At 42.6% G+C, this 12,695-nt stretch carries 10 protein-coding genes; 4 read left to right on the forward strand and 6 right to left on the reverse strand.

Annotated elements, in window-relative coordinates; genetic code table 11:
* Window positions 1-33 precede the first annotated feature (33 nt).
* The 3 genes from ffh to T344_RS0106095 form a co-directional block, all read right to left on the reverse strand.
* On the reverse strand, window positions 34-1,380 hold the full coding sequence (gene ffh / locus T344_RS0106085) for a signal recognition particle protein (protein ID WP_004627081.1): 1,347 nt from the start codon (window positions 1,378-1,380) through the stop codon (window positions 34-36).
* Between the two features lie 65 nt (window positions 1,381-1,445).
* The gene (gene ylxM, locus T344_RS0106090; protein WP_027627959.1) at window positions 1,446-1,802 is read right to left on the reverse strand and encodes a YlxM family DNA-binding protein; all 357 of its coding nucleotides are present in this window, start codon (window positions 1,800-1,802) and stop codon (window positions 1,446-1,448) included.
* Between the two features lie 193 nt (window positions 1,803-1,995).
* Window positions 1,996-2,763, reverse strand: a complete 768-nt coding sequence (locus tag T344_RS0106095) for an NYN domain-containing protein (RefSeq protein ID WP_027627960.1) — start codon at window positions 2,761-2,763, stop codon at window positions 1,996-1,998.
* A gap of 546 nt (window positions 2,764-3,309) precedes the next feature.
* Here T344_RS0106095 and T344_RS0106100 point away from each other — a divergent pair.
* The 3 genes from T344_RS0106100 (at window position 3,310) to T344_RS29625 (ending at window position 6,646) form a co-directional block, all read left to right on the forward strand.
* Window positions 3,310-4,947 carry an OPT/YSL family transporter gene (locus T344_RS0106100; RefSeq protein ID WP_027627961.1) on the forward strand — a complete coding sequence of 546 codons (1,638 nt, stop codon included), beginning with the start codon at window positions 3,310-3,312 and terminating at the stop codon, window positions 4,945-4,947.
* 57 nt (window positions 4,948-5,004) lie between these two features.
* Window positions 5,005-5,847, forward strand: coding sequence for a type II pantothenate kinase (gene coaW, locus T344_RS0106105; protein WP_027627962.1), 843 nt, complete (start codon window positions 5,005-5,007; stop codon window positions 5,845-5,847).
* A 211-nt stretch (window positions 5,848-6,058) separates the two neighbouring features.
* Window positions 6,059-6,646 (forward strand): hypothetical protein, encoded by a 588-nt coding sequence (locus T344_RS29625; protein WP_162178025.1) that lies wholly within the window; start codon window positions 6,059-6,061, stop codon window positions 6,644-6,646.
* Between the two features lie 141 nt (window positions 6,647-6,787).
* Here T344_RS29625 and fabF read toward each other — a convergent pair whose 3' ends face one another.
* Complete coding sequence (fabF, locus tag T344_RS0106115) at window positions 6,788-8,020, reverse strand: beta-ketoacyl-ACP synthase II (RefSeq protein WP_027627964.1); 1,233 nt, start codon at window positions 8,018-8,020, stop codon at window positions 6,788-6,790.
* 115 nt (window positions 8,021-8,135) lie between these two features.
* Here fabF and T344_RS0106120 point away from each other — a divergent pair, with 115 nt between their 5' ends.
* The gene (locus tag T344_RS0106120) at window positions 8,136-9,074 is read left to right on the forward strand and encodes an AraC family transcriptional regulator (RefSeq protein WP_422784858.1); all 939 of its coding nucleotides are present in this window, start codon (window positions 8,136-8,138) and stop codon (window positions 9,072-9,074) included.
* 26 nt (window positions 9,075-9,100) lie between these two features.
* Here the strand turns inward: T344_RS0106120 and nrdG are convergent, their stop codons facing one another.
* The gene (nrdG, locus tag T344_RS0106125) at window positions 9,101-9,610 is read right to left on the reverse strand and encodes an anaerobic ribonucleoside-triphosphate reductase activating protein (RefSeq protein ID WP_027627966.1); all 510 of its coding nucleotides are present in this window, start codon (window positions 9,608-9,610) and stop codon (window positions 9,101-9,103) included.
* Between the two features lie 511 nt (window positions 9,611-10,121).
* Window positions 10,122-12,431 (reverse strand): anaerobic ribonucleoside triphosphate reductase, encoded by a 2,310-nt coding sequence (locus tag T344_RS0106130; RefSeq protein WP_027627967.1) that lies wholly within the window; start codon window positions 12,429-12,431, stop codon window positions 10,122-10,124.
* Window positions 12,432-12,695: the final 264 nt, after the last annotated feature.

Raw genomic sequence — 12,695 nt, forward strand, 5'->3', positions numbered from 1 at the left:
AAATCGTAACTTTACCGACTTATCACATATTTATCAAAAAGGCATCTTAAACTTTCCAAAACCGCCTTTTTTACCGCGTTTTCCCATGTCGGTCATCATCTTCATAAGCTTCTTCATTTCTTCGAACTGCTTTACAAGCTGATTAACCTCCTGAATGGTTGTACCGCTTCCTGCTGCAATCCTCTTTCTGCGGCTTCCGTTCAGTATGGACGGGTCATTTCTTTCCTTCTTTGTCATTGATTTGATAATAGCTTCTGTACGGGCCATTTTCTTTTCATCAACGTCAACATTCTTTAATGCCTTGGCATCAACTCCCGGCATCATTCCAAGTATATCGCCCAATGGCCCCATCTTCTTCATCTGCTGCATCTGTTCGAGAAGATCCTCCATTGTAAACTGCATGGTACGCATTTTCTTTTCAAGTTCAATTGCCTTTTTCTCATCATAGGCTTCCTGCGCCTTTTCAATAAGACTCAGTACATCTCCCATTCCAAGAATTCTGGAAGCCATCCTGTCTGGAAAAAAGGGTTCTATATCGCTGAGCTTTTCGCCCATACCTGCAAACTTTATAGGCTTACCTGTAACAGCCTTAACCGAAAGCGCAGCCCCACCCCTGGTGTCGCCGTCAAGCTTTGTCAAAACCACGCCGTCTATTCCAAGCTTTTCGTTGAAGCTTTCGGATACATTTACGGCATCCTGACCCGTCATTGAGTCCACTACAAGTAATATCTCATGGGGAACTACCGATTTTTTTATATCCAGCAGTTCATCCATCAGTTTTTCATCAATGTGCAGCCGTCCGGCAGTATCCAGAATTACAAGGTCGTACTGCTTCATATTTGCAAACTTGACAGCTTCCTTTGCAATCTCAACAGGATTCTGATTATCTTCCAGTGCGAATACAGGTATATTTAGCTGGCCGCCAACCACCTGGAGCTGTTTTATAGCAGCCGGCCTGTACACATCACATGCAACCAGCAGCGGATTTTTTCCCTGCTTTCTCAGCAAATTTGCCAGTTTTCCCGAAGTAGTGGTCTTACCCGAACCCTGGAGTCCGCACATCATAAATACTGTCGGCGGCTTTGGCGCAAATGTCACCTTGCTTTGCTCCCTGCCAAGGAGTTCGATAAGTTCCTCGTGCACAATCTTGACAACCTGCTGACCCGGAGTGAGGCTTTCCAGTACCTCCGACCCTACGCATCTCTCTGAAACCTTGTTTATAAAATCCTTAACAACTTTAAAATTAACGTCGGCTTCGAGCAAAGCAAGTTTTATTTCCCTCATCATATCCTTTACATCTTTTTCGGATACTCTGCCCTGACCGCGGATTTTTTTAATTGTCTCTTGGAGCTTTCCTGATAAACCCTCAAAAACCGACATCCCAAAACCTCCAATTCAATCCGGGTTGATATTTCAGGCTTTCCAAAGCTCTCAAATATGTAACCCTATATGCTGTTTACAAGCTCTGCAAGCTCACGCTTTGCGCGTTCCACAATTTCAGCATTATGCCTGCTGAGCCCGCTTGTCTCAATGTTTTCAAATAAATTCCGGACCTCTTCGGCCTTCTGCTTCTGCTCTGAAAACTTGCTCAGCAGACCGAGCTTGTTTTCGTATTCATTCAATAAGGCCCTGCCCCGCTTTTCATTGTCATAGACACCCTGTCTGCTGATGTTCAGCTGTTCTGCTATCTCCGACAAAGTATAATCATTATTGTAATGAAGGTCCAGTATTTCGTACTGTCTTTCGGTCAGCAGCTGACCGTAAAAATCAAGCAGCAGAGAGATTTCATAAACTTTGTCCATAAATGCTCCCCCCAAGAAAATGCGTTATTTGTACAATAAATTTTCTTGTTGCCTTGTAAGCAGTAATGCCTTTGTCAAGTATTTTTACTTTACTAAAATAGTTTAATGCACATGCTTTGCTTTGTCAAGTATTTTTACTTTACACTCAAAATAATTTTTATTATTATTTAACTGCTTATATTTCAAAGTTTAATTACTTCACTCTGTTTCTGACATATATATGCTTGATTTTCGAATTGTTGGTATCACGCTCTTCTATTTCAAACTCCTTCAGTTTCTTTATGAGATGGGTGAGCTTGTAAAAACCGAAATTTCTCGGGTCAAAATCCGGCTGTTTCTTGATTATCAGATTGCCCACATCACCCAGGAAGGCCCAGCCGTTCTCATCTTCAACATCATGGATTGAAACCGAGATCAGGTTTATAATATCCTTGCCGATGGAAACAGCGTTGGACCTGGGTTCCTTTCCGGGAGTCTCATCTTTCTTTACACCGCTTTCAAAGGCGTTGTCGTTCTGTGAAGCACCGCTTATTATTTCAATATAAGTAAACTTGTCACAGGCTGAAATAAAAGGACTGGGAGTTTTTCTCTCACCTATTCCGAATACTTTTTTACCTGATTCTCTCAGTCTTGTCACAAGACGGGTGAAATCGCTGTCGCTTGATATTATACAGAACCCTTCAACCTGGCCGGAATACAGCACATCCATCGCATCGATTATCATTGCGGAATCCGATGAATTTTTCCCCGAAGTGTAACTGTATTGCTGTATGGGGGTGATTGCGTTTTCCAGAAGTACATTTTTCCAGCCTGAAATTGTCGGCTTTGTCCAGTCAGCATATATCCTTTTAATAGTAGGTGTCCCGAATTTGGCTATTTCCTCCATCACACCCTTAATATTGCTGTAAGGTACATTTTCGGCGTCAATAAGTACCGCAAGCCTCATTTCACTTGAATTCATTTTTATGATACGCTCCTCTCATTTTATCCTCAATTAATATACTAACATATTTTGCTTTGTATCCAAAATATTTCTTGACTTTTATTTTTTAAAGTTTAAAAGCTTCTGAAAGCCATGATTACCAGTCAAATAAATTATTGCAGTGAGATTGTGAATATGTTATCATAGTATATTAGCTGGTATTCTTTAGAAACCGGACTTTCATCATTCGGAAGCTGAAAACAGCATTGGTCTAACGACTTATATCCCTTGAGGAGTGAGAACGGAGGTTGATTATGAATAAATTCAATTCCATGTCAGGTTAGTACACTTCTTACGTAAGCCTTCATTAAAATATCACATTAACATTAGAAACCATATTGGTATTCTTAGCTTGTTCCCTTTGTACTCTTGCACAATATACATACAGAGCCTTCAACTCATGAATAATAAGTAATGTATGAATTCAGATGCTGCAGACACAAGTGGTCACAAGTGATATTGCTATAAATGCACGGCTTGCATGATGAAACCTTTTATATTCCTGTCAAATGAGGAGGTATTACTTTGAATAATAACGAAGAAAGAAAATTTTTAGGTGTTGAACAGTTATCTCTCAGGAGTCTTGTTATCGGATCGATTGGCTCATGTGTTATCACGGCAAGTTCCATGTATGTTGCACTCAGAATGAGCGCCCTTCCCTGGCCCACTATTTTTGTTGCCGTACTCTCCATGGCCCTTTTAAAATTATTTGGAAAAACAACAAACAACGAAATCAATATCACCCAGACAGCCATGTCGGCCGGTGCCATGGTGGCCGGAGGCCTGGCCTTTACACTCCCCGGCCTGTGGATACTGGGCATCTGGAAGGGTTCCGAAAATTTTTCGGGCAACTACGTCAGGGTTCTTTTAATTGCCGCAGCAGGCATGCTTCTTGGAAGTGTAACCTCATATATTTTGAGATACAGATTTATTGTTAAAAATGCGCTGCCCTACCCCATCGGCCAGGCTGCGGCCGAAACCATCAAGGCCGGTGACGAGGGCGGAAAGAAATCCGTTGTATTATTCGGGACCATGGCTGCCTCCACTCTGTACACCTTTCTCAGAGACCAGCTCAGAATGGTACCCGACGCTTTTATGTTCAAGAACTCCATAGGGATCTGGAACTCACCCATGGCAATAGGTATGGGATATATTCTGGGAACTCTCTATACGGGAGTCTGGTTCCTGGGTGCGTTGATTTCAAACGCCTTTCTTGTTCCTTTCGGACCAAAGCTGGGGCTTTTTGCCGATGCTGCGGCCGCAACCGCCTTTGCAACAGCAGCTGGGATAGGACTGCTTGTGGGAACAGGGCTTGGAGTAATAATCGGGATTTTGATCTCAGGAATCAAAAAACTGCTTTCGCCAAAAAAAGATAATTATTCGGAAGCCGCCGTAGGTAAAAAGAAGTTTTTTGATTACAGCAGGATTTTGATTTTTTTGGCCACCGCACTGGCTTTCATATTGTCAGTGGCATGCGGTTTATCGGTAATCCCTTCGGTATTGCTGATCATGGGTGTATTTATTGTTTCGATAATGGCCGCTACAATAACAGGCCAAACCGGCATCAACCCCATGGAGATATTCGGAATTATAGTTCTGCTGGGAATCAGAATTTTTATAAATATCGACGCTGCCGACGCGCTGTTTGTGGCGGCTTGTGTTGCTGTGGCCAGCGGCTTTTCAGGAGATTTGTTCAATGATTACAAAGCCGGCCAGGTACTGGGGACAAATCCCAAGGCCCAGCTGATTTCCCAGATAGTCGGCGGCGTGTTCGGAACTGTGGTGGCTTCCATTTCTTTATTCGCCATTATAAACCAGTTCGGTGAGGTAGGTACGGGAACAGCCCTCCCAGCAGGCCAGGCCGTTGGAGTATCGGCCATGATAAATGGCATTGGAAGTCCTGTTGTATTTGGTATCGCGGCAGCAATAGGTGCGGCCCTGTATCTCCTGGGTCTGCCGACTGCCACACTGGGAATCGGGCTGTTTCTCCCCTTTACCATCTCTGCCGCAGTTTTTCTTGGCGGAATAATCCGCTTTATAAGCGACAGGCTCAGCGGTAAAAAATCGGATGAAACAGGCAATGTTGCCGCATCAGGCTTACTTGGAGGAGAAGGTATTACAGGAGTTGTAATAGCACTTGCAAGAATGTTTACAGTTTCATAATGATACAAGTTTATTTTTAGGAAGTTTTGAATATTATTAATTATAAGGAGTGGTTCTGTGGGTAAAGTTATTGGAATAGATATAGGCGGCAGCACAACAAAAATAGTAGGCTTTGACGGAAAGACCATGATAGCTCCGCTACTGGTCCGGGCAAATGATCCTATAGCGTCTGTTTACGGCGCATTCGGAAAATTTCTGACTGCTCATTCATTAAAAATTGAAGATATAGAAAGAATCATGATTACAGGGGTGGGGTCTTCTTTTATAAACAACAGGTTGTTCGGAATTCCCACCGGAAAAGTCGACGAGTTTATGGCAATAGGCATGGGGGGACTTTTCCTCAGTGATCTTAACAAGGCCATCATTGTCAGCATGGGGACCGGTACGGCGCTTGTCAAAGCTGAAAACAACACGGCTGTCCATCTGGGTGGTACAGGAGTCGGCGGCGGAACCCTCCTGGGCCTTTCAAACAGAATGCTCAACGTCCGTCACTTCGATGAACTGATTGAAGCCGCCAACGGCGGTGACCTCTCACATGTGGACCTGACCATCGGCGATATCTCCAAAGAAGTTATGGAAACACTGCCCAACGAAACCACTGCCTCAAACTTCGGGAAAATCAGTGATCTGGTTACAAAATCAGACCTGGCCATGGGAATAATAAATCTGGTTTTCCAGACTATAGGCATGATTGCAGTATTTAACACAAGAATAGATAAAATAAAAGATGTGGTGCTGACAGGAAACCTTACCAACGTTCCCCAGTCAGAGTACATTTTCACACAGCTCAGCAAGCTGTATGATGTGAATTTCCAGACTCCTCCCAACGCGGAATATGCCACAGCGGTAGGTGCTGCCATATGTTTCAGGCAAGATGTAGCCTTCCGGGAGGTTCAATAAAAAATTATTTATCAAATGTTGTATCTAGCATTTAGTACCATAATTTGTTGAATATATGAATATTTTGTAATATAATGTTGTATGTTTATTTATTATGAAAGAAGGTACATAAATAATGGGAAGCAGGTATATTAACGACGTTGCTCTTAACATGGCTCCGGAAGATGTTGAGAGTGCAATACAGCAGTATTTGAGAGGCAAGGATTTCAAATTGGTTTTTGAAAAGGGAGAACAATATTATAAAACCGGAGGAGTCATGTTCCCGCTTCAAGGTTTCAAGTATGGCTATCAAAACGGTATCCTGCATTTGGAAGCCTGGGTCGGCAAAATCGGAAAGGAAATGAACATAGGTGATGGAAAGTTTCTTGGGGCGGCAGCAAAAATACCATATTATAATAGTATTTTAGCCTTACTGGAGACTTTGGAAAGGGCAAAATCAGCATATTATCAACAAACAGGCGGACAAGTACAAACGCCCGTACAAGGACAGGCAGGCATGCAGGTACAAGCTCCCCCCTTGTATGCACAACAATTAGAAGGCAACAACCAAGCCACTTCTGCCGTAGCCGATGAAGTTAATAAATCCAATAACAGAAATGCAAAAATTGCATTCTGGCTATCCATCGCTTCTTTAATATTGGTATTTGGCTCCAAATTCAGTCTACTGCTTAATTTAGCTTCCTATACACTGGCAATCAAATATGGTCTGAAATCACAAAAATCGGGACTTGCAATCGCTGCAATCGTTATAAACTCAATAGTTATTTTCATTACATTGTTAATTTTATTTATAGCATAAACATTATTTACCGGCGCTGAATACGCCTCAGCATCATAACCAAAATAAACACCCTTATAAGTACACGCCTGAAGAGCGGAAGCACAAGCATTCAGGTACACCGGTTCCAGGCATGTACTTATTGAGCGTTTCTTAATAAACTTATACTTTTTTCATTACCAGTGTCGCATTATGCCCTCCAAAGCCAAAGGAATTTGTCAGAGCATATGACATATTTGTTTCTTTTCCCTTGTTGGGCACACAATTCAGGTCGCACTCGGGATCAGGAGTTCTGTAATTTATTGTCGGAGGCAGGAAACCTTCCTTTAATGCATGTGCTGTAATAATGGTTTCAATAGCTCCCGCAGCTCCCAGGAGATGTCCGGTCATTGATTTGGTGGAACTTACAGGTAATATTTTTGCATACTCCCCAAAAACAGTTTTAATTGCCTGCGTCTCGCTTTTATCATTTAGTTTGGTGGAAGTCCCGTGGGCATTTACATATCCGATGTCCGAGGCTGTTATTCCGGCATCTTCAACTGCAAGCTTCATGCACCTTACCGCGCCTTCCCCGCCCTCGGCCGGTGCAGTAATATGGTAGGCATCATTTGTACAGCCGTATCCCACTATCTCGGCAATGATTCTTGCTCCGCGTTTCCTTGCAGCTTCATACTCTTCAAGGATGAGCACACCTGCTCCCTCACCAATGATAAAACCGTCCCTGTCCATGTCAAAAGGTCTGCAGGCAGTTGAAGGATCACTGTTCGTCGTCATGGTTTTATTTGCACAAAAACCTGCAAGTGCCAGCCTTACTATAGGGGCTTCGGTGCCGCCTGCGATTATCACATCTGCATCATTCCTCTGAATTATTCTAAAAGCATCACCTATTGAGTTGACCGAAGAAGCGCAGGCTGTGACCACACATTCGGTGAAACCCTTTGCCCCAAATCTTATTGCGATATTTGCAGCGGCAATGTTGGGAATCATCATTGGAACAAAAAATGGGCTGACTCTTCCGGGCCCCTTTTCCAACAGGATTTTATGCTGGGTTTCCAGTGTTTCCAGACCGCCTATTCCAGTTCCTATAATGACGCCCAGCCGGTCTTTATTCAAACCTTCCATATCCAATTTTGAGTCCTCTATGGCCATCTGGGCGGCAGCTACTGCAAACTGTGCAAAACGATCCATTCTTTTTATTTCCTTTTTATCAATAAATTCAGATGGACCAAAATTTTTAATCTCCGCACCGACAGTGGTAGGAAGATCCGAAACGTCAGCTCTTTCAATTTTGCTGATTCCTGATTTACCTCTTTTTATATTCTGCCAAAACTCCGCGCTACTGTTGCCAAGTGAGGAAATCACTCCGGTACCGGTAATAACAACACGTTTCTTCATAAAAAATACCTCCTCGTCCCATAAAATACTTCAGGTCTACTCCCCTAAAATGCGGGAGTGAGTGAAAGCGGGAATGATTTACATTAATAAAGATAACATGTATAATTACTTAGAAATGAACAGATATTGCTTTTTTGATTTGAGGTATAAAATTGTGATAAATACCAAGGAAACCATCAGCACATGTATTGACTTTGTCGAGAAGAATATTTCAAACAGATTCACGCTGGATGATCTGGCTCTTTATACCGGCGTGTCGAAATATTACCTGCATAGAATTTTCAAGTCATTGACAGGGCAGGCCATCATGGATTATGTTCAATCAAGAAAACTCACCTCCAGCATAAATGAACTTGTCAATACAAATATGAGAATAATAGACATTGCCATGGAATATGGCTTTGATCATGAACAGTCATATATAAGGGCTTTCAGAAAGAAATTCGGATATACACCCTTAAAAGTGAAATCAGAGCAATTGTCACTTCAAATCCAGGAAAAAATCAATATAAACGATATTATGTCGGTGCAGAATTCCGTTACCTTTAAACCCTTCTACATTTTCAAACAGAAATTCAACCTCGTTGGGAAAAAGTATAAAATACAGAGCAGATCCGGTGATAATGCCGCCAACACCCATGGCAAGGAATTTTTTTATAATCACAAAAACAGCATAGCAAACCCGGTCAATCCCGACATATATTTCGGGTATACCGACTGGAGCAATTATGAGGATGGATATGTAAGCTATATTCCTTCGGTCCAGGTTCCTGATCTGGGGAATATTCCCGAAGGAATGACGGGCATATCCATTCCCGCCCATAAATATGTGGTTTTCCGCTTTGTGGGTTTTTTTCGCCCGGATGATATAAAGGGCAGACAGGTGGGAAGGGTGCTGGTGCATTTATACCGCAGATGGATTACAAACTCAGGTTTCAAATCGGCCGCTCCTTTTGAATTTGAATATATAGACACAAGCCTGTCAAATGATAACTATTGTGAATTGGATATTTATCAGCCAATAAAGGACCGGGAAAAAGTTTTTGATTCATAAATATCTCAAGAAGTTACATACGGCCCCTATATTTCTGCAAGAACAAGCCTGCCCTGCTTCCTTGTCTTATCCATATCAATTATCCTCTGATTGGCAGAACCTCTGAATTTGAGGAGAAGATCCTTACGGCCCAGTATAAACGGACCGTCCACCAGCAGATCGGTGTTTTCCAGAAGCCCGGCATATCCCTCTCTCTGCTCCGAGAGCTCAAGCAGCCGCTCATAGATATACCCCGTGTAGGTTATTACAGTGAGGCCCAGTTTTTTGACTTCACCTGCAAGAACCGAGCAGGCTGAAGCCTGTTCGAAAGGATCTCCGCCGCTTAAGGTTATTCCGTCAAGAAGCGGGTTCTTTTTTATATCACTTAATATTTTTTCAATTTCGATCACTTCTCCGGCATCATAGGGATGGGTCTGGGGATTGTGGCAGCCCGGACAGTTGTGTGAACAGCCCTGGGTGAAAACCACCATGCGGATGCCTGGCCCGTCGGCAATAGATTCATTGATAATTCCGGCAATTCTCAGCTGTATACCCATATACTCCTCCCATGCTGTATTAAATATGTAAGTACATGTCAAAATATTATTATAAGTGCTCCCGTACTAATTTCAAAAAATGGATTGCTCACAAAGTACATGCCTGAAATTTCTACGGCTCATCACAGGTGCTTTTTGCTGTCGCAGAACACTCAACCTCCTGTTTCGGTGTTGCTGCTCAAATCGGCGTCCTGCCGATTTGCCAGCTAAAACACCTGTGTTTCACCTACAATTTCGGGTATGTACTTTTAATCGAGCTTTCCATTTTTTGAAATTGTACTCGCGCACATAATCAATAGTACTTCTTGTAGTGCATTTGTTCCATACACATAAAGCTTAAATAGCTCGCACGTACGGTTGCACTAAAAAGCTGGCAGTTTGCGTACAGCTATACTGTACAATGCCTCTAAAAAATACAATTAAACTTTAAGTATATCTATACCGTACAATTGCACTAAAAAAACTGAATAATGATACTGAAAGTATCATTATTCAGTTTTTGACCCATATTTTACATGTGCTTTACTCTGTCCCTTACCTCTGCCTGCTTCGCGTCGTTGAAGCGTTCAAGCGTTCCGACCAGATAGCCTGTAATACGTCTGATTCTTTCAAATTTTCTGTCGCCTTCTTCTCTGCCGCAGCTTGGGCAGGTGTCTCCGATTATTCCGGTATAGCCGCAGGCAGGATCTCGGTCCACAGGATGGTTAATTGAACCGTAACCTATTCCCGACTCCTTCATTGCCCTGATGATCTTTTCAAAGGCGTCCAGATTGTTCAAAGGGTCACCGTCTACTTCAACATATGTAATATGGCCTGCATTGGTCATTTCATGATACGGCGCCTCGATCTTTATTTTGTCGATGGCATTTATCTTATGATATACAGGAACGTGGAAACTGTTTGTGTAATACTCCCTGTCGGTAACTCCTTCAATAACTCCAAAGAGCTTTTTATCATATTTTATAAATCTTCCGCAGGTGCCCTCGGCAGGAGTTGCTATCACACTGAAGTTCATTTTGTATTTCTGGCTGGCCTCGTCCATCCTCTTTCTCATATAGCCGATGATTTCCAGGCCAAGATTCTGGGACTGTTCGGACTCACCATGGTGCTTTCCCGTAAGGGCTTTCAAGCACTCGGCCAGACCTATGAAGCCGATTGTCAGTGTGCCATGCTTCAGCACTTCTCCGACTTCATCCTCCCAGTCCAGTTTGTCTGAATCCAGCCAGACCCCCTGCCCCATAAGAAATGGGAAGTTTTTAACCCTTTTTTCGGCCTGTATCAAATATCTTTCATAGAGCTGGTCAATAACCAGGTCTATTTTCTTGTCCAATTCATCAAAGAACATATTGAGGTTTTTATTGCTTTTCAAAGCAATCCTTGGCAGATTGATTGTAGTAAAGCTCAGATTTCCCCTGCCGAAAATGGTCTCCCTGGACGGATCATAAGTGTTGGCTATTACTCTTGTTCTGCAGCCCATATATGCAATCTCGGTGTCAGGATTCCCTTCCTTGTAGTACTTAAGGTTATAGGGGGCATCAATAAATGAAAAATTCGGGAAAAGTCTTTTGGCGCTTACACGGCAGGCCAGCTTGAACAGGTCATAGTTGGTATCTCCCTGCTTGTAATTTACCCCGTCTTTCACCTTGAAAATATGTATCGGGAATATAGGTGTCTCACCATTTCCCAGACCTGCTTCGGTAGCGAGCAAAAGGTTCTTTATAACCATTCTTCCTTCGGGTGAAGTATCGGTACCGTAATTAATCGAACTGAACGGCGTCTGTGCCCCCGCACGGCTGTGCATTGTATTCAGATTATGTACAAAGGCCTCCATTGCCTGGAAGGTTATCCTGTCGGTCTCGCTTTCGGTTTTCTTAACCGCAAAAGTCTGAGCCTTATCCAGAACCGCTTCATCCTTTACATATTCAAGAAGGTACTTCCTTTCTGCCTTTATATAGGCTTCCATCCTGTTCAGCAAAGGCTTTAAATTATGTTCCCTGTTTACCAGTTCGCTCACTGAATTTATTTCAGTCTCCAGATCCTTGTCCAGCAGGAGTTCAAGTGACTTTCTAAGGTTTTGCCTGTAGCCTCTTTCAAAGGTCTTGGCAACTCCGAGCGCCATTCCGTAGTCAAAGTTTGGAATACTCTGCCCGCCATGCTGATCGTTCTGGTTTGATTGAATGGCGATACATGCAAGGGCGGAATAGCTGTTTATATCATTTGGTTCCCTCAGATAGCCGTGTCCGGTGCAGAATCCTCCCTTGAACAGCTTGACAATATCGATCTGGCAGCAGGTGGTTGTCAGTGTAAGAAAGTCCAGATCATGGATATGTATATCTCCTTCGTTATGAGCCTTTGCATGTTCAGGTTTCAAAACATACATTTCATAAAACTGTTTTGCACCTTCCGAACCATATTTCAGCATGGTGCCCATAGCAGTGTCACTGTCTATATTGGCATTTTCCCTCTTCAAATCGTTATCTTTGGCATCTTTAAAGGTAAGTTCCTCATATACCTTCATCAGGCGCGTATTCATCTCTCTGACTTTTGTCCGCTCAGCCCTGTATAATATAAATTCCTTGGCAGTCCTGGCATGGCCGGTTTCAATCAAGACCTTCTCAACTGCGTCCTGGATTTCTTCAACATTCGGTACTCTCTTGTCCATTGATTCCTCAATGTAGGCTACAATCCTTTCGGCCAGCTCCATGGCGGTTTTGTAATCCTTCCCCCCTGTTGCGCTTGCCGCTTTAAACACTGCACTGGCTATTTTCTCAATGTTAAAAGGTACTTCTCTCCCATCACGTTTCTTGATTTTGGTAATCATTTGTAACTTGCCACCCCTCTAAATATTTTACACAGCATTTCATCAAAACAGCACAATAAATATGAGCAATGCGTTATTGCTCAACAGTGAACACGTTTATGTCTTTTTCTCAATATTTAGTTTGACCAAACGCTATAACCGGAATGTGCCGGCTTTATATAAAATTTACAAATTAATGTTATGAAACTGTTTGAATTGTAGAATTATGTAATATAGTGTTATAAAAATTTTCCTTTTTTTAATGCCATATATTGTGTATTAATA

Source organism: Ruminiclostridium cellobioparum DSM 1351 = ATCC 15832, from assembly GCF_000621505.1.
Lineage (GTDB): Bacteria > Bacillota > Clostridia > Acetivibrionales > DSM-1351 > Ruminiclostridium > Ruminiclostridium cellobioparum.

Coding starts and splice junctions, on each gene's coding strand:
- T344_RS0106120 (WP_422784858.1), top strand. CDS start 8,136: ATGAACAGATATTGCTTTTTTGATTTGAGGTATAAAATTGTGATAAAT.
- fabF (WP_027627964.1), bottom strand. CDS start 8,020: ATGAAGAAACGTGTTGTTATTACCGGTACCGGAGTGATTTCCTCACTT.
- nrdG (WP_027627966.1), bottom strand. CDS start 9,610: ATGGGTATACAGCTGAGAATTGCCGGAATTATCAATGAATCTATTGCC.
- T344_RS0106130 (WP_027627967.1), bottom strand. CDS start 12,431: ATGATTACCAAAATCAAGAAACGTGATGGGAGAGAAGTACCTTTTAAC.
- T344_RS0106095 (WP_027627960.1), bottom strand. CDS start 2,763: ATGAATTCAAGTGAAATGAGGCTTGCGGTACTTATTGACGCCGAAAAT.
- ylxM (WP_027627959.1), bottom strand. CDS start 1,802: ATGGACAAAGTTTATGAAATCTCTCTGCTGCTTGATTTTTACGGTCAG.
- ffh (WP_004627081.1), bottom strand. CDS start 1,380: ATGTCGGTTTTTGAGGGTTTATCAGGAAAGCTCCAAGAGACAATTAAA.